Source organism: Bacillus sp. ISL-75 (genome assembly GCF_018613095.1).
In genome coordinates this window covers 41,217-59,549 of sequence record NZ_JAGGQX010000046.1, presented here as the reverse complement: position 1 = coordinate 59,549, position 18,333 = coordinate 41,217, and the positions used below count along the sequence as shown (strand labels likewise).

17 protein-coding genes are annotated in these 18,333 nt (G+C 40.6%); 7 read left to right on the top strand and 10 right to left on the bottom strand.

Annotated elements, in window-relative coordinates:
• The first annotated feature begins 124 nt into the window (after positions 1 to 124).
• From J7E63_RS18810 to J7E63_RS18790, 5 genes are all read left to right on the top strand, one after another.
• Entirely contained in the window at positions 125 to 1,063 is a 939-nt protein-coding gene (locus J7E63_RS18810; RefSeq protein ID WP_215015114.1) for a magnesium transporter CorA family protein, read from the top strand.
• Positions 1,064 to 1,231: 168 nt separating this feature from the next.
• Positions 1,232 to 2,452 (top strand): tetratricopeptide repeat protein, encoded by a 1,221-nt coding sequence (locus tag J7E63_RS18805; protein ID WP_215015112.1) that lies wholly within the window; start codon positions 1,232 to 1,234, stop codon positions 2,450 to 2,452.
• Positions 2,453 to 2,470: 18 nt separating this feature from the next.
• Positions 2,471 to 2,620, top strand: a complete 150-nt coding sequence (locus J7E63_RS18800; protein WP_215015110.1) for a hypothetical protein — start codon at positions 2,471 to 2,473, stop codon at positions 2,618 to 2,620.
• A 94-nt stretch (positions 2,621 to 2,714) separates the two neighbouring features.
• A complete protein-coding gene (locus J7E63_RS18795) occupies positions 2,715 to 2,894 on the top strand; it encodes a hypothetical protein (RefSeq protein ID WP_215015174.1) in 180 nt (59 codons plus the stop codon).
• A gap of 109 nt (positions 2,895 to 3,003) precedes the next feature.
• On the top strand, positions 3,004 to 3,402 hold the full coding sequence (locus J7E63_RS18790) for a cytosolic protein (protein ID WP_215015108.1): 399 nt from the start codon (positions 3,004 to 3,006) through the stop codon (positions 3,400 to 3,402).
• A gap of 264 nt (positions 3,403 to 3,666) precedes the next feature.
• On the opposite strand, the gene J7E63_RS18785 is transcribed toward J7E63_RS18790, so the two are convergent.
• Positions 3,667 to 4,641, bottom strand: a complete 975-nt coding sequence (locus J7E63_RS18785; protein ID WP_215015106.1) for a nuclease-related domain-containing protein — start codon at positions 4,639 to 4,641, stop codon at positions 3,667 to 3,669.
• Between the two features lie 306 nt (positions 4,642 to 4,947).
• On the opposite strand from J7E63_RS18785, the gene J7E63_RS18780 reads away from it, so the two are divergent.
• Positions 4,948 to 5,787: a pirin family protein gene (locus J7E63_RS18780; protein WP_215015104.1), complete on the top strand. Its 840-nt coding sequence runs from the start codon at positions 4,948 to 4,950 to the stop codon at positions 5,785 to 5,787.
• A 47-nt stretch (positions 5,788 to 5,834) separates the two neighbouring features.
• Here the strand turns inward: J7E63_RS18780 and J7E63_RS18775 are convergent, their stop codons facing one another.
• From J7E63_RS18775 to J7E63_RS18755, 5 genes are all read right to left on the bottom strand, one after another.
• On the bottom strand, positions 5,835 to 7,346 hold the full coding sequence (locus tag J7E63_RS18775; protein ID WP_215015102.1) for an MDR family MFS transporter: 1,512 nt from the start codon (positions 7,344 to 7,346) through the stop codon (positions 5,835 to 5,837).
• 210 nt (positions 7,347 to 7,556) lie between these two features.
• Positions 7,557 to 7,940 (bottom strand): VOC family protein, encoded by a 384-nt coding sequence (locus tag J7E63_RS18770; protein ID WP_215015100.1) that lies wholly within the window; start codon positions 7,938 to 7,940, stop codon positions 7,557 to 7,559.
• A 28-nt stretch (positions 7,941 to 7,968) separates the two neighbouring features.
• Entirely contained in the window at positions 7,969 to 8,547 is a 579-nt protein-coding gene (locus J7E63_RS18765; protein WP_251033614.1) for an FAD-dependent oxidoreductase, read from the bottom strand.
• Positions 8,548 to 8,752: 205 nt separating this feature from the next.
• Positions 8,753 to 9,961, bottom strand: coding sequence for an MFS transporter (locus tag J7E63_RS18760; protein ID WP_215015096.1), 1,209 nt, complete (start codon positions 9,959 to 9,961; stop codon positions 8,753 to 8,755).
• 14 nt (positions 9,962 to 9,975) lie between these two features.
• Entirely contained in the window at positions 9,976 to 10,389 is a 414-nt protein-coding gene (locus J7E63_RS18755; RefSeq protein ID WP_088089423.1) for a MarR family winged helix-turn-helix transcriptional regulator, read from the bottom strand.
• A gap of 65 nt (positions 10,390 to 10,454) precedes the next feature.
• On the opposite strand from J7E63_RS18755, the gene J7E63_RS18750 reads away from it, so the two are divergent.
• A complete protein-coding gene (locus J7E63_RS18750) occupies positions 10,455 to 10,661 on the top strand; it encodes a hypothetical protein (RefSeq protein ID WP_215015094.1) in 207 nt (68 codons plus the stop codon).
• Between the two features lie 5 nt (positions 10,662 to 10,666).
• Here J7E63_RS18750 and metH read toward each other — a convergent pair whose 3' ends face one another.
• The 4 genes from metH to J7E63_RS18730 are packed head-to-tail and all read right to left on the bottom strand — an operon-like array spanning position 10,667 to position 18,261.
• Positions 10,667 to 14,116, bottom strand: coding sequence for a methionine synthase (gene metH, locus J7E63_RS18745; RefSeq protein WP_215015092.1), 3,450 nt, complete (start codon positions 14,114 to 14,116; stop codon positions 10,667 to 10,669).
• Complete coding sequence (locus J7E63_RS18740) at positions 14,097 to 15,959, bottom strand: bifunctional homocysteine S-methyltransferase/methylenetetrahydrofolate reductase (RefSeq protein WP_215015090.1); 1,863 nt, start codon at positions 15,957 to 15,959, stop codon at positions 14,097 to 14,099. The genes metH and J7E63_RS18740 overlap by 20 nt, the downstream gene beginning before the upstream one ends.
• Positions 15,956 to 17,149: a cystathionine beta-lyase gene (gene metC / locus J7E63_RS18735; RefSeq protein WP_215015088.1), complete on the bottom strand. Its 1,194-nt coding sequence runs from the start codon at positions 17,147 to 17,149 to the stop codon at positions 15,956 to 15,958. Before metC ends, J7E63_RS18740 begins: the two co-directional genes overlap by 4 nt.
• Positions 17,149 to 18,261 carry a methionine biosynthesis PLP-dependent protein gene (locus J7E63_RS18730; RefSeq protein ID WP_215015086.1) on the bottom strand — a complete coding sequence of 371 codons (1,113 nt, stop codon included), beginning with the start codon at positions 18,259 to 18,261 and terminating at the stop codon, positions 17,149 to 17,151. Before J7E63_RS18730 ends, metC begins: the two co-directional genes overlap by 1 nt.
• Positions 18,262 to 18,333 lie beyond the last annotated feature (72 nt).

The following is an 18,333-nucleotide window of genomic DNA, read 5'->3' as shown; positions in this document are numbered from 1 at the left end:
CCGGACCCAAGTAGGCGAGGGGAAGTCAATGTTATCTTTGAATGGATTGAATTGAATATCAAGAATATCAACTCTAGAAAAGGTTGTTGGCTTCCTCAAACAAAATGAGTGAGGAGGTTAAGTCATGCTGGAAATTTTTAAAAGCACTGAGACAAAAGTTTTAGAACAGGTAGATGTAATCTCAAAAGGCTGCTGGGTCAATATGTATGCCCCAACACAAGAAGAAATTAATAAGGTATCAATGGATGCTCAAGTGGATGTTGATATCATCAAAGACGCCCTGGATGATGAAGAACGCCCGAGGATTGAACGTGATGATGGCCGGGTCTATATCATTGTCGATTTTCCCTACATTGTTCATGATGAAGATGGTTTTGCTGGTTATGAAACCATTCCAATCGGTATAATTCTTACGGACGAATGTATCATTACCGTTTCCTTAAAAGATACACCGATTTTAGAGGAATTTCGGAAGAATAGAGTGAAAGAGTTTTTTACGTTTAAAAAAACACGCTTTGCATTGCAAATTCTGTTTGTCATCTCTTCTTATTATCTTCGGTACTTAAAGCAAATTAACAAGAAAACAAATGAAATTGAACGCGTTGTTCATCAATCGTTGAAAAATAAAGAGCTATTTGCCTTTCTGGCTTTAGAGAAAAGTTTGGTTTATTTTACGACTTCGTTAAAGTCAAATAAGGTTGTCCTCGATAAAATTTTGCGCTTTAACTATTTAAAAATGTATGAAGAAGACAAGGACTTATTAGAAGATGTTATTATTGAAAAAACACAGGCGATTGAAATGGCTGAAACCTATCGCTCGATCTTAACAGGTATGATGAATGCCTTTGCATCGATTATCTCGAATAACTTAAACATTGTAATGAAATTCTTAACTTCCATTACAATTATTTTATCCTTCCCAACGATGGTAGCGAGCTTTTATGGGATGAACGTTGATATCCCTTTCCAGCATTCTACTCATTCCTATGCAATACCACTAGTAATCTCTGCTTTTTTAACAAGTTTAACAGCCTTCGTTTTTTGGAAAAAGAAATATTTTTAGATTTACCAGTCCTTCGGAGGGCTGGTTTTTTTGTATATTATAAAAATTTTCCCAAGTTTTAAGTGGTACTAAAATTTTTATTTTTTTAATAATCTGAAAAGTATCTGTATGAAATACTCATATTGTTGTAAAATAGTTAAAAAAAGGAAAGGTGCGCTGGGTGGCATTATGGAATTTGGAGCCCTGATTAAATTCTATCGAACTCAAAGAGGAATGACACAAGCAGAGCTTTCCAAAGGGATTTGCTCTGTCCCGCATTTAAGTAAAATTGAGAACAATTCAAAAGAAGCAAACGAAGAAACAATTGCCCTGTTACTCAAGCGGCTAAACATAAGCCTAGAAGAGATGGAGGAAAAAGAAGAAGAAATAAAGATCTTACTAAGAAGGCTAGACGGTAAGATTAATTTTTATCTAAGGGATGAAATAGAAGAAAATTATCAGAAACTAGTGAAAATAGAACACCTCATCCCATTCTCCAAATATATGTATATCTACGAGCTATATAAATTTAGATATCTTATATTTAAGGGACTTGTTGAAGATGCAGAGCATCAAAGAGCTCTTTTATATAAGCAAAAGAAAAATTTTTCGCAACATGAAGATTATTTATTTCGATACTATCATGCGATATTCTTAATGTGGAAGGGTCAATATCAAAATGCGGATGAAATCCTCGATGTTTTACATACAGGAAATAAAAATGAAGCATCAAGTGGGGAATTTCTCTATCATCGATCACTTGTAAAAAGCTCACTTGAGCAATCAGGACATGCTATCCATTTTGGTAAGATGGCCCTGCAAATATTCATGAATCAGCATAACTTCATCCGAATTCTCCACACACTTATGCTGCTCGGGATTAATTATACCCACTCCAATATATATGAGGAAGCACAGGAGTGTTTTCAGCACTTAATCCGTAACGCAGAATTATTAAAGAAAGATAAATTACTTCCCCAGATCTATCATAATATGGGCCATTTGCAATTTAAAATGAAGAATGCAAAGGAAGCTCTGTACTATTATCAAAAAAGTTTGGCCTTGCAGCCAAACAAAAATCAGCACTATCTGGTCACATTACATGCGATTGGGGAGCTGCACCATTCACTTAACTCCATTGAAAAAGCAAAAGTCTGCTTCCAAGAAGTTAACTTATTGGCAAAAGAGCTGGGGGTTAAAAAATATAGACTCTTGGCGGACTTTTATCTCCTCCATATGGCCTCTCCAGCAAAAGCGTTTAAATATTTGGAATCTAAGGTAATTCCCTATTTTGAAGAGGAAAATGAACATAGTGATGACCTAACCTGTTTTTATAAAATGCTTGCAGATTATTACAATCAAAAGGGTCTGGTTGTTGATGCAGTTACTTATTTAAATAAAATAACTTAAATCGGAGGAGGCATTTATATGAAAAAGTTTGTTGTCATAATGTTTTCAATCTCACTGATTACTCTTTTTACTTCAACTAAGGATGTGAAAGTGTCAACGTCAAGCAGTGACGTGGCCTATTCAACTGGTGGACCTGCATATCATCCCATTCAACCGCCAATTGGCTGATCGTTATCAAAAATCCCTGAACTGATCAGGGATTTTTTTTTGATATTTGAATGTTAATTAAAATTAAGGCAGACAATACTAGGAAAATATTATTATGAAAGAGGTGATAAAAATGAAAAAAGAAAAATCCCCGAGTGAGAAAAATGAAAGTAAATCAGTCGACGAACTTTACGGACTTGAGCCGAAAATGAGTTTACAGTCAGTTAATTTCGCTCCAAGTGAAAATACACTCTTAAATGATCATTTTGAAGGGGAAGATAAACAGTGTGATTAACGATGTCACCTTTTTATCTATTTTTAGCTGATTAGGAATGAAACGAGCTTGAATTAGGGTATGCTATTGACATGTGTTTTTTATTACGGAAAGAACGAAGGAGGAAAACATGAAATCATTTGTTGTCGGATTCCATCAAGAAGATAATGTAGATAGCATGCAGATTCAAAAGCTTAGTCAAGAAGATTTTACGAAAGCCACGGAAGGTGGAACAAGGCATTTATTTGAGCTCGACACAAACATTGGTCTATTTGTGTTTTTTGATGCAGAAGATGAGGACGGGGACCTCTCTTATATGGTATTGCACTATGAGGAAGACAAAGAAGACCCAGTTGGCTGCTATTCCTTCCAATTGAAGGACTTTTACGAATTTATGGCGCTATTCTTAAATGACATGGAGTTTAATGAGGAACCAGACGATGAGGACGAGGAAGAATATGGCCCGATCCATCATCTAGCCCATCTTCTCTTCCATGTAGTCGAAGAGGGCAAGGATCTCGAGGTATAACGAGGGGGCATTTTTTGAAAAAAATGCTTGCTTTCCTCAATATTATGGTAGAGGACACCTAATTTAGGTGTCTTTTATTGGTTTTAATCGATATTTTTCTTTAATGGGGTAATTCAAGTAGTGCATTTTTGATTTATGGGCGAATTTCTGCGTTCAATGGGCGAATCTACAGATTTAATGAGCGAATTTAGGCGTTTAATGGGCGAATTTCGCAACTTTATGAGCGAATCATTTTTACCCTGTTAATAAATTTGAAATTAAAACTCACCAGGGGAAGCTCTTTGGAGCATAGGACCAGGATCTGTACTTTCCAAGGCATTGCAGATTACAAGATAGCAGTATTCTTTTTGCTACATCCCGTGATTTTAAGTGAGCAAATTCCCGAAACTGCTTATTTGTTATCGTCGGACCAAACAGCAGAAAATAATCCTTCAATGCGTTAATATGTGCATCCTTTGAAAAAGTATCGCAGGCAGGACAGTACCATTTTTGGTTCTTACGGACAAGGGAATGATTAGAGAGGGTAGGACAGTGGACACCCGTTAACAGGTCACATTTCTGAATACCATATTTATTCAATACATAGCTTGTTGGAATGGTATTCTTTTTCACGAGGAGACGGCAAAGCTTACGGAGGTCTTTAGCGGTCAATAACGGTTTCGGATATTGTTTCTCTAAAAGGGTAATTTTGTTTAAGAAGACGTCGGCCTTACATACTCGAGGTTTAACTTTGTGGGCATTTTTTCCTGTAACAGCATATGTAGTATAGCTATTACTAATCACCACTAAATATTCAACTGGAACTGGAGGGAAATGATGTTCAGCAAGAAGTTTCTGTAAGTATTTTTGATGTCTTTCTCCCTGAGCAATCGGATAACCGTATCCTTTTTCAATACCATTGTTGATTTGAATAAACTGTTCATTTTCAGTATCAAATATTAATTTTCCGGCCATGTTTTTCACATCGATTGCTAGGGCGAATTCAGGTGTTAGAAGTAGGGTATCAATTTGGCAGTTGTAGTCACCATCAGGTAGGTTTAAATCGTGGAGGATCATATATTTCTGCTGTGGAAGGTCACGATAATAGTAATCGAGCGATTTCTCACCAAGGAAGCCGGCCTGCCTCCTTCCAAGCTCTTCTAAAATTTGTTGGTACTTTTGGTGACTGTAGGGGAGCCGCCGCAGTAAAGCTTCTAATATAAGCATAATTAATGGTTTTGTCCGTTCTTTTATTATCAAAATTAACACTCCTCTCAATTTATGAATGAATTCTAGTAGAAGTATAGAAATTCCTGCCGAATTTTATCAATTTTTGTAAAATATTTTTCCGGATATATTTCAATGGACGAATTTCGGTATTCAATGAGCGAATCCTGGTATTTAATGGGCGAATCTACAGATTTAATGAGCGAATTTCGATGTTTAATGGGCGAATCGCGGTATTCAATGAGCGAATCCCTTTTTTGCACATATCAATCCTTAAATTTGATATAACCTCTTAATAACGATACCATTATCATGATTTACAAAGGGAGGATACAAAGCATGAGTGAAATTTTCCAAAGGGGTATTGACCGTGTTTGGACGGTACAGCATCACCAGAATAGTCCGATACATACAGCGGGAATGGTTTTGGATCCAAATCAAATGAAGGAGTCAGATCCATTTCTATTTCTTGCAGAAGATTTTTTTAAAAAAGGTACCTTTGATTTCCACCCGCATCGTGGGATTGAAACAGTGACTTATGTGATTGAGGGAAAACTTGAGCATCAGGATAATAAAGCGGGACGGGGGGAGCTTGAGCCTGGTGATGTCCAGTGGATGACAGCCGGAAAAGGCGTGATCCATATCGAAGACCCGGCTGAAGGAGAGACCGTTCATTCCTTGCAGCTATGGGTGAACCTGCCGCGTGAGCACAAAATGGCAGAACCGCGTTATCAAAATCTCCGTGCCAAAGACATGCCAGTGCGCGAAGAGGATGGGGTATTAATCAGAATCTTTTCCGGTTCATCAGGCGGCATTCAATCGACAACGAAAAATTATGTTCCGGTGACAATGATTGAAATCAACTTACAACCAGGAGCAACCGTTACCCAGGATCTTCCGGGAGACTACAATGGCTTCATGTATGTTTTAGAAGGAAAAGGTCAGTTTGGAAAAAGTAAGACAGAGGCCGAAAAGGGCCATGTGCTTCTGCTAGGTAAAGGCGAGGCGGGACAAACCAGTGAAGTTACTATTACCGCCAGGGAATCTCTTCGCTTGTTGTTATATGCAGGAAAACCACTGAATGAGCCAATCGTTGCGAGGGGACCTTTTGTCATGAACACCGAAGAAGAAATCCGCCAGGCCTATCGCGATTATATGGACGGGAAGTTTGCAGAATAAGATAACAAAAATAAGCACTTGGGATAAAACGCCCAAGTGCTTAACTATTATCCTTTTACCTGTTTCTTACTGACTTCTACCCGGGCATTGCCCATGAAAAAGATTGTAATCGCCGCAATCGCAATGGGAATCAATGTTAGTAAAAAGGTATGTGTAATTGAATCAGACATCGCATGAACAATTTTATCTAAAATTAAATCTGGAATTTTTGAGCGTTCACTCGCTTGGAAAATTTGGCGGGGATCGCCCATTTTAAAATCTCCTGCACCCTCCATGCCTTTAAACGCATCTTTCAATTTATCCGTAAACAAATTGTTTTGCAGGCTTCCAAAGATTGTTACCCCAAGTGTCATTCCAAATGACCGTAAAAATGAGTTTGTTGAGTTGGCTGTCCCGCGGTATTGCGGTTCCAAATTGTGCATGGAAGCAGTTGGTAATAAAGAAAAGGAAAAACCAACCCCGAAACCAACCAAAATCATATAAATCGTCAGCAAGGAACGTGCTGTATCGACAGTCAAGGTACCCAGGAAATACATGCCAAGAACGTATGAAATAATCGAAACAATCATCAAATTGCGGTAGGAGGTTTTCGTCAAGAAAATACCGCCCACCGAACTCCCTGCAACAGACCCGAGCATCATTGGTGTTAAAATCAATCCAGCATTCTTAGCCGACCCACCATAAACCGCTTGAACGAAGATCGGTATAAACACGGTTAAAATAATAAACGTACCGCCGTATAAAAAGGACAAGATTTGCGAGGTGGCAAATAAGCGCCTTTTGAAGAGCCAAAGCGGTAAAATCGGTTCAGCAGCCTTTATTTCAGCAATGAAAAAGGCTACAAAAAAGACGAAGAAGCTGGCAAACAATGCGATGATTGGAGTAGAATCCCAAGCATATTCTTTCCCGCCTAGCTCAAGGGCAAACATTAAGCTCACCACCGAAATGACCAGTGTTATCGCCCCAAGCCAATCAACCCTTTGCTTGGAATGCTGTAATGATTCATGATAATAACGAACAATTAAGTAAATCGATACAATTCCAATTGGTACATTCACATAGAAAACCCAGTGCCAACTAATATAATCAGTTATGTAGGCCCCAAGTAACGGCCCTAAGACGCTGGATGCTCCGAAAACTGCCCCCAACAAACCGGTCATTTTCCCGCGGTTTTCAGGTGGGAAAATATCAAAAACTATCGTAAAAGCAATCGGCATCAGGGCTCCGCCGCCGATCCCCTGAATGGCACGGAAAATACTTAATTGAACGATGCTCTGGGCAATACCGCATAATGCCGAGCCAATCAGAAAGACGATGAGTCCAAAAATAAAAAAGCGTTTCCGTCCGTACATATCGGAAAGCTTACCGAAAATCGGCATTCCTGCCATTACTGCTACCATATAGGCAGAGGTGACCCAAATAAATTTATCAAAGCCGCCGAGGTCTGCTACAATGGTAGCCATCGCAGTAGCTACGATCGTATTGTCCATAGCTGCCATTAATATCGCTAACAGTAAACCAGCAACGACGGGTTTAAGATTCGTATCTTTTTTAATCATAAAATTTCCCCTTACTCTAGAAAATGATAAGTAATGAAACCGCTCCTTGTATGTATTTTAAAATATTTAGTAAGATTACCAAAGCTAATGATAATCAAGTTAAACCAATTTTAAAAGGAAGGGTTTAGACTGTCAATTTTTATGTGAAAAGCATCTTGTACTCACAATGAAGAAAAGGGACTCAGCTGAGTCCCTTTTCTTAAATTTAACTTACCTTTGGAAAAACTCGACTTTTTCACCATCGGGTCCTTGCACAAAGAAATTACGATATCCGTTCGGAAGTGTCACGATTTCATCACTAATGAAAACTACGTTGACACCTTTTAAACGCTTGAATTCATCTTCTATATCGTCCACCAAAAAGGCAACGTGATTAACTTTCCCTTCAGTTGGAAGGTCGGGATTACCACCAAATACTAATTCTAATTCTGTTTCGTCTGTACCATTGAATCCAAGGAAGGCTAAAGTTATTGAACCGTTGGCAATCGTAAACTGGTCTTTTAGCTCCATCCCAACCACTTTTTGATAAAAAATAAGTGAGGCCTCAAGGTTGCTTACCATCACACCGACATGGTCCATTTTCTTTCCTGCCATCTGGCTTCCCCCTTTATGTAACCCTTTTTTAAGCTTTTAAAACATCATGGTCAACATAACGTTCACCGTTTATTTCACTAATAACATTAATCGCCACCTTGGCACCGTCGCCAGCAGTAATAATGGTATGCATACTCACACCGGCAACTGTTCCTGCTGCCCAAATGCCGTCAATATTTGTTTTTCCAGCAGCATCTACGTCAAAAATAGTCTTGATTCTTGGCTCTGTACCTGGCTTTGTTTGTAAACCCGCTGTTTCAGCTAGATCAACAGACATGCCAGTGGCAAGAACAACATGTTTAGCCTCATATTCCCCTTGATTGGTTTCAACTTTAAAACCGCTTTCAGTTTTACTGATATTTGAAACCGTAGCTTGGACAATTTCTGCACCGAATTTGCTGGCTTGTTTCTTACCAGTTTCAACTAGGTCAGGTCCAGTAATTTCTGCAACACCATAATGGTTCTCAATCCAAGCACGCTTGGTCACACTTTTATCATTATCAATAACCAATGTTTTCTTACCAGCTTTAGCTGTAAATAGGGCTGCACTTGCTCCTGTAGGCCCAGCACCAACAATTAGAACGTCAATCACATCAATAACCTCCATTTTTTTAAAAAATTAAAGCTAGATTAAGCTTAGCGTAAATAGAAACTTATGTAAAATCAACTGCCCATCCTAGAAAATATTTCTTAATGGAGACCATCAAAAAACGTTTAGTGCTGGCAGCAAAATAAAAAGAACCATCATTTCCTGCTTCGGATTGATGGTTCTTGTAGTTAAATTATCCATTTTTAAAAGTGGTTAGCATTCATTAAGAGTTAACGTTATTTAACTCTGTTTTATGTTCCTTAAACGATGCTTGTTTTCGCGTATAAAGAAAGTAATAAAGAACAATACCCAAAAGAATGTAGAATGAACATAAGAAATAAAGCGAGCTATAATCCATTTTTGCGGCGGCTAAGCCTAGAAGAAACGAGCCTAATGCAATCCCAATATCATAGATTGATAGGAAAGTAGCTGTAGCTAATCCTCGTTTTCTAGGTGCTGCATCTTGAATGGCGATGGTTTGGAAGGTTGGAAAAAGTGTTCCCCAGCCTAAACCAATCATTCCTGCTGAAAGGAGAAAGCTGACCGCGCTGCCGCTTTGACTTAAAATAAACATCCCAATGGCAAACAAAGCGATGGATGGATAGACAATCACATTGGGACCATGCTGGTCTAACCATTTTCCAGTAAAAGGTCTTGAAATCAATAAAACAATCGCATAGACGACAAAGAAAAGACTAGAAATCTCGGTAAGGTGTATTTCAGTGGCAAATACAGATACGAAAGAAAGAAGCGCTGAATAAACGATGGCAAGAAAGCAGCCGACGATTGCGATAGGAATGGCGGAAACTTCGAAAAAGTTTCGAAATGAAAACGCAGAATGGACGGCCATGTGGTCTGCTTGCCCCATTTCTTTAACCTTTACGCTTAAACCTGTAATCAGGGCCCCAATCGCGACAATGACACTGACGATAAACAGGGTTTTTGCTCCCCATTGCTGAATGGCCGTTAAGCCGATAAATGGCCCTAGCACCATCGCCATATTCGTCGACATAATAAAATAGCCCATGCCTTCACCACGGCGTGAAGTCGGAATGAGATCCGCCACGATTGCCCCTGCAGCGGTTGTTGCCATGCCAAAACCAATTCCGTGTAATAACCGAATGAAAAGAAAACCAATGATTGTTTTTGGAAAAAAGTATAACAGGGAGGCGCCTGAGAAAATTATCAGTGCGGTAAGCAGCACCTTTTTGTGACCAGCTTTTTCAAGCCATTGACCAGCCAGAGGACGGGAGATAATCGCTGAAAATAAAAAGACCGTTGTCATCAATCCCGCTTCTGATGCATTGCTATGGAACTCCTGTATCGCATATATAGGAAGTGTGACGAGTAAAACATAAAAGGTTAAAAATAGAAAGAAGTTACTTAAAGAAGTACTTATAAAACCTTTCGTCCATAATTTAGGCTTATTCATATGATCCGCTCCTTTTATAAAAGCTGTTGCAACCAGCTTTTTTGCAAATTTAAAAGCTCTTCTTGTGATGTTTCTGGGAAATGCTTCAATATTGACTGATTCGTTTCAAAGACTCTTCTTTCCCATTCGGGGAACATCTTTAACGCCACATCTGTTAATTGAATCAGTTTCTCTCGTTTGTCTTTACCGGGGACCTGACGTACGTATCCTTGCTTAACAAGCCGTTGAATGGTACGGGTCATTGGAGGTGCCTCAACAAATAAGTAATCACAAAGTTCTTTTTGGCTTAAAGAGCCTTTGGTTTTTAAAACAAAAATGACAGACCATTGTGACCCGTATAACCCTAATGGTTTTAATGCTTCATTGAGTGTATTGGTAAGATGGCGTGATAGCTGATGCAGCGTATGGAATAATTCATGGCTATTCATTTATGTAGGTCACCTCAAAAATTACTAATTAGTTACCTAGGTAACTATAGTAGATTTGTTGGAAAATGTCAAGGGAGGCTCACAGATTTAAGGCTGTAAATCCGGTTCGCGGAATTAAATACAAAGTTGGCGGAATCATGTTTTGGTTTGGCGGAATTCCACACAACATTGGCGGAATTCAATCCACTTTTGTCGGAATAACGACAAGAGGTGCTCACGGAAAAAGAAAAATTCCGCGGAATGACGAACTTATTCCGCGGAATCTCATATAAAAACCTTATCTTAACACATTAAAATACCTAGCTTCTGGATGGGCAAATACCATCGCCGAAACAGACGCTTCCGGTTCCATCATACAGCCTTCTGTTAGTTGAATTCCGATTTCTTCCGGTTGAATCAACTTAAACAGCTTTCTCTGATCTTCTAACTCTGGACATGCTGGATATCCAAACGAAAAACGCTGTCCCTGATAATGTGCGGCAAAACGGTCCTGCATGGTAAAATCGAGCGGATCCGGGAATCCCCAGCGATCGCGCATTTGCCGGTGAATTAATTCCGCAAAGCCTTCCGCTGTTTCCAGTGCCAATGATTGAAGAGCATGGCATTCCAAAAAGCGTCCTTCCGCTTTAAATTGATCTGCCTTTTCACGAATTCCTCTACCAGCCGTAACGGTGAAGAAGCCGACATAGTCCTTTTCACCGCTATCAACTGACTTTAGAAAATCAGCTAAGCAAAGACCTGGTGCTGATTCCTGACGTGGGAAATCGAACGTTTCCAAAATTTGATCAGGATTTTCAGGATGATAAATAATAACCTTATTCCCATCGGATTGTGCTGGGAAAAATTGATAAACAGCGGCAGGCGTAATCCAATTGTTTGCACTAGCATTTGCTAGTAATTGATCCACGACTTCTTTTACCTTAACAGCCTTTTCATCCTTCTCAGCTAGCAACTTCGCAATTTTCCCTTTTACACCGAGATGATGGCCAATCAACATTTGCATATTGATATATGGTTCGATATGAGAAAGTGAATACGATTTAAGGATATGTCGCTTTGTATCCATTGGCGTAAATACAGGAGCCTTTGTCGATACCGCTGGCTTCGGTTTTACGGCAACGGAAACAGTGGATGGGCGTTCATACTCCCTCGGCACATTTAAAGAGGCTAGCTTTTCATTTTTCTCAAGCATTAATTTCTGAACTTCCTCTTCCGAATTCAATTGATTCGCAATGGCTAAACCATTCATTGCATCCTTTGCATAAAGGACAAGGCCGTCATATTCTTTGGAAATCTTCGTATCTGTGAATTTCCGAGAAAGAGCTGCACCGCCAACGAGGATAGGTACTGCAATACCGGAATCCTTCATATCCTGAGCTGTTAACACCATTTGCTGGGCAGATTTAACCAGCAAACCCGATAAACCAACCATGTCTGGTTTTTCTCTAAGAATGGCTTGAACCAAGTCAGTTGGATTCACCTTAATCCCAAGGTCGATTACTTCATAGCCATTATTGCTGAGAATAATTTCGACGAGGTTTTTACCGATATCATGAACATCGCCTTTTACGGTAGCTAAAATGATTTTCCCTTTTGTAGCAGAAACATCGCCTTTTTCCATATGAGGTTCTAAATGCGAAACGGCTGCTTTCATTACTTCAGCACTCTGGAGCACCTCAGCAACGATGAGCTGGTTGTCGTTAAAGAGTCGGCCAACCTCTTTCATCCCATCCATTAATGGTCCATTAATAATATCAAGCGGGGCAGGATACGTTTCAAGCGCTAGATCTAGATCCGGCAGCAAGCCTTCTTTTGTACCTTCAACCACATAATAGGCGAGTCTCTCTTCTAAGGTCATATTTGGAACGGTTGTTTTCGGTTCTTTCTTTTTACCACGGTAAAATTCAGTGAATGTAGCGAGCGACTCATCTGTTGTATCAAACAAGAGGGCCTCCGCTAATTGAACTTCTTCTTTTGAAATAGATGCAAACCGTTCAAGTTTTTCTGTATTAACAATAGCATAATCAAGTCCAGCCTGGGTGCAGTGGTAAAGGAAGACAGAGTTTAGAACTTCTCTACCGACTGGAGGCAATCCGAAAGATACATTACTAATTCCAAGAATCGTTTGTACTTCCGGGAGTTGCTCCTTGATTAACCGGATGCCTTCTACTGTAGCCTTGGCGGAACCAATATATTGTTCATCACCTGTACCAACTGGAAAAACGAGCGGATCAAAAATGAGATCCTGCGGCTTCAGATGATATTTGTTCACTAATAAATCATGTGACCGTTTGGCAATTTTTAGCTTTTGTTGCGCAGTTACTCCCATGCCTTCCTCATCAATGGTGCCTACAACGACAGCAGCACCATAGCGATGGATTAATGGGACAACAGCTTCAAATCGTTCCTCACCATCTTCAAGGTTAATCGAATTGATAATCGCTTTTCCTTGTGAATATTTAAGGGCTCTCTCGATGACCTTTTCGTCGGTTGAATCGATCACAAGGGGAGCCTTTACTTTCTTGACGACTTCTTTAATGAAGTTTTCCATATCAACCATTTCTTCACGGTCAGGGTCGGCGAGGCAAAGATCAATTACATGCGCGCCGCCTTTGACTTGGGCTCGTGCAATCTCTGACGCTTCCTCAAATTTCCCTTCGGTGATTAACCGCTTGAATTTACGTGAGCCAATCACATTCGTCCGTTCGCCGACCATAATCGGTCTTAACGTTGGATCGTCATAGATGAATGGTTCAATCCCGGAAACCATATGAACTGATGAAGGCTTAAATTCTCTTGGTTGGTAGGCTTTCATCGCATCGGCAATCGCCCTAATATGGTCAGGAGTTGTTCCACAACAGCCACCAACAATATTTAGCCAGCCATGGGCGGCAAAATCAGCCAGCTTTTTAGCCAAAGTCTCAGGTGTTTCATGATAATGACCCTCTTCATCAGGCAAACCTGCATTTGGATAACAGCTGACTGCTGTCGATGCTAGATTTGCTAATGAGCGGACATGATCTTGCATGAATTCAGGACCTGTTGCGCAGTTAAGTCCAACGGCCACAGGATTCATATGTTCAACAGAGATAAAAAACGATTCGATTGACTGTCCAGCGAGTGTCGTCCCCATTGGCTCAATTGTCCCCGATATAAACAGCGGCAGTGTTTTGCCGGTTTTTTCAAACGCTCTTTCGATGCCAACATAGCCCGCTTTCACATTCAACATATCCTGACTCGTTTCAAGAAGCAGTAAATCGACACCGCCATCAATTAGGCCGATGGCTTGTTCCTCGTATGCGGCTGCAAGTGCATCAAAAGTAGTTCCACCTGTTACACTTAAGGTTTTTGTTGTTGGGCCCATTGAGCCTGCCACATAACGCGGCCACTCATCAGTTGAAACTTTGTAAGCTTCTTTCACAGCAAGAAAGGCAGCTATTTTATTAATTTCATAGGCTTTAAAACCAAGTTCATATTCATCGAGAACCAGGCTTGCCGCCCCAAATGTATTGGTTTCAATGATATCTGCCCCAGCCTCTAAGTATTCACGATGAATATTAGCGATGACAGCTGGCGCGGTTAAATTCAAGTGCTCGTTACAGCCTTCATACTGTTCACCGCCAAAATCTTCAGCGGTAAGATTTGCTTGCTGGATCATTGTCCCCATTGCCCCGTCCATGACGAGGATTCGTTTTTGGAGTTGTTCATTAAATGGTGTTTTCGGCATAGTTGCTCCCCCTCATTTCACTAGCCCGCTGACGAGTATATAACGCTAATTCAGCAGTTAATTCATAACGTAAAAATGGTGTAATCAAATAAATACCGTTAAATAAATCTAAGGCTGCATCGATTAGTGACTTAGTAATCGCAATTCCTTCTCGGGCAGCTTGAAGCGGATCATCATTCAGTTGGGCCATCCGCTGGCGGATCGTATCGGCAATCTTGATACCAGGTACCTCATTATGGAGGAACTCAGCGTTCTTGCTGCTAGTTAGTGGCATTAAGCCAATATAGATTGGTGCATCAAGATGCTTTGTATGTTCATAAACTTCGAGTAATTTTTCCTCTGAAAAAACCGGTTGGGAGATAAAGTAATCTGCCCCATAATGAACTTTTTTCTCAAGTCTCTTCACGGCCTTCTCCAGTGAGCGGACATTGGGATTAAAGGCTGCCGCAATGCTAAAGTCTGTCTTTTGCCCCAGATCTTTCCCAGAAAAAGACAATCCTTCATTCAACTGCTTAATCATTTGAATAAGTTCAAAGGAGGACACATCGTAAACAGATGATGCACCTGGAAAATCGCCAACTCTTGCAGGATCACCGGTAATGGCAAGAACATCATTCATCCCAAGTGTATGCAGACCCATTAAATGCGATTGCAAGCCGATAATATTGCGGTCACGGCACGCAATATGAATGAGTGGCCGCATTCCTAAGTCCTGTTTCACTAAATAGCCAAGCGATTCGTTGGAAATTCGGACCGTTGCTAGTGAATTATCAGCAAGGGTAATCGAATCGATTCCCGCTTCTTTTAAGGCTTTAGCTCCTTGGAAAAACTTTGTTGTATCTAGTTTTCTAGGTGGATCTAATTCAACGATAACTGATGGTCTCTCTTTCACGAGTTCCTGCAGGGGAGTAAACTCCCTTTTTGGCGCAAGAGATTCAACGATTATCTTCTTTGGCTCTAATTTTACTACTTTTTCAGTAATTGGAACACTATTCTTTAGTTCAGAAGCATATGCTCTAATATGGTCAGGAGTGGTCCCGCAGCATCCGCCAAGTAACCGTACACCTTGGTTACGGAAAGCTTTTGCTGAATTTCGGAAATAATCGGCATCTCCTTCATAATGAAACTTTCCGTCCGTATAGGCTGGAAGACTGGCATTTGGGTAAGCAGATAGAAAAGCATGTGCTGGTAATTCAATCTGTTCCAATGCTAATAGCATATGATGGGGGCCTAGACGGCAATTAAGCCCGACCACATCGGCTCCCAGGCCTTCAAGTCTTTTTAAGGCGTCATTGACAGGAGTTCGATCCTGCAAAAACCCGGGCTCTTGATGGGAGACCTGCGCGATAATGGGCAGCTTTGTTTCCTTTCTAGCAATCGTTAGAACGGTTTCAAGCTCTTCAAAATCGTAATAGGTTTCAAGCAATAAGCCATCCACTCCTTCAAGAAGGAGGCAATATAATTGTTCCCGGAAGCTTCTCTTTAATTCTTCTATAGAAATGGAATCAGGCTTAATTCCTCGATTTCCACCAATAGTTCCAAGGACGTACGTATTGTTTTGGGTAGCTGCCTTTTTAGCAATAGAGACTGCAGCACTGTTAATTTCCTTTACAGAATCCTCCAAACCATACCTCTGCAGCTTTAAATAGTTTGCCGCATAAGTATTGGTCTGAATCACGTCAGCACCTGCATCTATATAGGCATTATGGATAGTTTGGATGTGTTTGGGCTGGGAAAGATTCAGTTCCTCCAAACAACTATCCTTTCCATAGGAATACAATTGAGTGCCCATGGCTCCATCGGCAATTAAGATTTGATTTTTTAATTTATCTAAAAAGCTCATGATGATTCTCCTTGATGTAATACCAAATGTTTATCGCGAACTTGCTCAAGTGCCTGTGAAAAATCCTTAATCAAATCATCAGGATTTTCAAGTCCAACTGATAAGCGAACCAGACTATTTGTAATCCCGCGCTTCTCTCGCTCTTCTTGAGGCATGGCTGCATGGGACATTTTTGCTGGATAGGAAAGAATCGATTCTACCGCTCCGAGACTGACAGCAAATACAGGTATTTTTACATTGGCAAGAAAGGTGCGAAGTGCATCTTCATTAGCCAATTCAAACGATAAGACCGCTCCTGGACCAGCTGCTTGCGCTTTCTGAATTTGATATTGTGGGTGACTTTCCAACCCTGGGTAATGAACCTTTTCAACAAGCGGATGCGCATCTAAAAATTCCGCTAGTTTAATAGCCGATTTTTGTGATTGTTCCAGTCGGACGTGCAGCGTTTTGATCCCTCTTAAAACGAGCCATGCATCTTGAACACCCAAAATTGCCCCAAACCCATTTTGCAAGAAACCTAATCTTTTCGCCAAGTTTTCGTCTTTGACGACAGCAAGTCCAGCAACAACATCACTATGGCCCGATAAAAATTTCGTCGCGCTATGGAGCACGACATCGGCACCTAACTCCAATGGCCGTTGGTGGGAGGGGGTAAGGAAGGTGTTATCGACAAATGTTAACGCGCCCGTCTCCTTAGCTAAGCTGCTAATCGCGTTAATGTCAGTCACTTTCATTAACGGATTCGAAGGTGTTTCCACATAAAACGCTTTTGTGTTTGCCTGAATGGCTTGTTTTACTTCATTTAAATTCGTCATATCGACGAAGGTATGTTCAATTCCGAGCCGCGTGAGGACCTCTGTGACCATCCGAAATGTACCGCCGTAGACATCTTCCGTAATGACAATATGATCACCTGCAGATAACAGGAGAAATGCCGTTGAAATGGCGGCCATACCAGATGCGAAGGCAAAGCCTTTTAACCCACCTTCAAGTTCAGCAATGACATCCTCAAGTGCTTCCCTTGTCGGATTTAAACTGCGGCCATAATCGTACTTGCCAAACTGATCGAAATCAGATTGGTGAAAGGTCGATGCATGCTGTATGGGTACACTAACCGCTCCTGTTGTAGGATCAATTTTGTGCTTATTATGAAGGAGCCTGGTTTCAAATGTGTATTCTTCGTGTGCCATTATGCAATCACTCCTTCTTGAACATGGGCAAAAGCTTTTTCCAAATCTTCAATTATGTCTTGTGAATCCTCAAGTCCAACGGAGAAACGCAATAAACGATTGCAGACGCCGGATTGAATTCGGATTTCTTCAGGAATATCCGCATGGGTTTGCGTTGCTGGATAAGTGATAAAGCTTTCCGTTCCACCTAAACTTTCCGCAAAGCTGATTAGATTTAAGCCTTGTAAAAATGGATTAACCCAAGCTTCATCCTTGATTCTAAAGGAAACCATTCCACCCCGTCCCGGATAGAGGACATCTGTGACAGCATCATGCAGGGAAAGAAATTCGACGATATTCTTAGCATTTTTTTCATGTCTTTCCATTCGAAGTGATAATGTTTTCATACCGCGCATTAATAACCAAGAATCGAATGGGCTTAAGACCGCTCCAGCACCGTTATGATGGAATGCCAATGCTTCACAAAGCTCTTTTCCTTTAGCGACAATAAGCCCGGCTAGAACATCATTATGGCCACCTAAGTATTTCGTCGCACTATGGATGACAATATCAGCACCAAGGGTAATCGGCTGTTGTAACAGTGGCGTATAGAAAGTGTTGTCCACAATTAGCAATAGTCCATGTTCCTTGGCAATTTTTGAAACAGCGGCAATATCTGATTCCTGCATAAGCGGATTAGTTGGTGTCTCAAGGAAGATCGCTTTTGTTTGCGGCGTAATTTTCTTTTCAATCTCTTCCGGACAACAGGTATTAACATATTGACTTTTCAAGCCCCATTTTTGATAGCCTTTTTCTAATAAACGGTAGGTACCGCCGTATAAATCCTCACTTACCAGCCATTCATCACCGGATTGAAATAAAGCAAGTATGGTTAAGATTGCTGCCATACCAGAACTGCAGGCAAATCCTTGATCGCCGTTCTCTAAATCGGCAATAGTTTTTTCAAGAAGCTGGCGCGTTGGGTTCCCTGTTCGGATATAATCGAATCCAGTTGATTGACCAATTCCCTCGTGACGAAAGGCTGTTGAGAAGTATACAGGCGGATTTACGGTTCCAGTTGTTGTTTCACTGCGATTTCCAATTTGAGCAAGTTTCGTATCAATTTTGTACATGACTACCACTCCTTGTGTTGTATAAAAATTATTAAATAAAAAAGCCTTTCTATAAGAAGAAAGGCTTTTGTA

Bases quoted from the DNA above. Each gene is read 5' to 3' on its own strand.
- J7E63_RS18750 (WP_215015094.1), top strand. From the start codon at position 10,455: ATGTCAAGGGAGGCTCACAGATTTAAGGCTGTAAATCCGGTTCGCGGA.
- J7E63_RS18810 (WP_215015114.1), top strand. From the start codon at position 125: ATGCTGGAAATTTTTAAAAGCACTGAGACAAAAGTTTTAGAACAGGTA.
- J7E63_RS18795 (WP_215015174.1), top strand. From the start codon at position 2,715: ATGAAAGAGGTGATAAAAATGAAAAAAGAAAAATCCCCGAGTGAGAAA.
- J7E63_RS18740 (WP_215015090.1), bottom strand. From the start codon at position 15,959: ATGAGCTTTTTAGATAAATTAAAAAATCAAATCTTAATTGCCGATGGA.
- J7E63_RS18760 (WP_215015096.1), bottom strand. From the start codon at position 9,961: ATGAATAAGCCTAAATTATGGACGAAAGGTTTTATAAGTACTTCTTTA.
- J7E63_RS18730 (WP_215015086.1), bottom strand. From the start codon at position 18,261: ATGTACAAAATTGATACGAAACTTGCTCAAATTGGAAATCGCAGTGAA.
- J7E63_RS18765 (WP_251033614.1), bottom strand. From the start codon at position 8,547: ATGGAGGTTATTGATGTGATTGACGTTCTAATTGTTGGTGCTGGGCCT.
- J7E63_RS18780 (WP_215015104.1), top strand. From the start codon at position 4,948: ATGAGTGAAATTTTCCAAAGGGGTATTGACCGTGTTTGGACGGTACAG.
- J7E63_RS18800 (WP_215015110.1), top strand. From the start codon at position 2,471: ATGAAAAAGTTTGTTGTCATAATGTTTTCAATCTCACTGATTACTCTT.
- J7E63_RS18770 (WP_215015100.1), bottom strand. From the start codon at position 7,940: ATGGCAGGAAAGAAAATGGACCATGTCGGTGTGATGGTAAGCAACCTT.
- J7E63_RS18775 (WP_215015102.1), bottom strand. From the start codon at position 7,346: ATGATTAAAAAAGATACGAATCTTAAACCCGTCGTTGCTGGTTTACTG.
- J7E63_RS18790 (WP_215015108.1), top strand. From the start codon at position 3,004: ATGAAATCATTTGTTGTCGGATTCCATCAAGAAGATAATGTAGATAGC.
- J7E63_RS18805 (WP_215015112.1), top strand. From the start codon at position 1,232: ATGGAATTTGGAGCCCTGATTAAATTCTATCGAACTCAAAGAGGAATG.
- metC (WP_215015088.1), bottom strand. From the start codon at position 17,149: ATGGCACACGAAGAATACACATTTGAAACCAGGCTCCTTCATAATAAG.
- metH (WP_215015092.1), bottom strand. From the start codon at position 14,116: ATGCCGAAAACACCATTTAATGAACAACTCCAAAAACGAATCCTCGTC.
- J7E63_RS18755 (WP_088089423.1), bottom strand. From the start codon at position 10,389: ATGAATAGCCATGAATTATTCCATACGCTGCATCAGCTATCACGCCAT.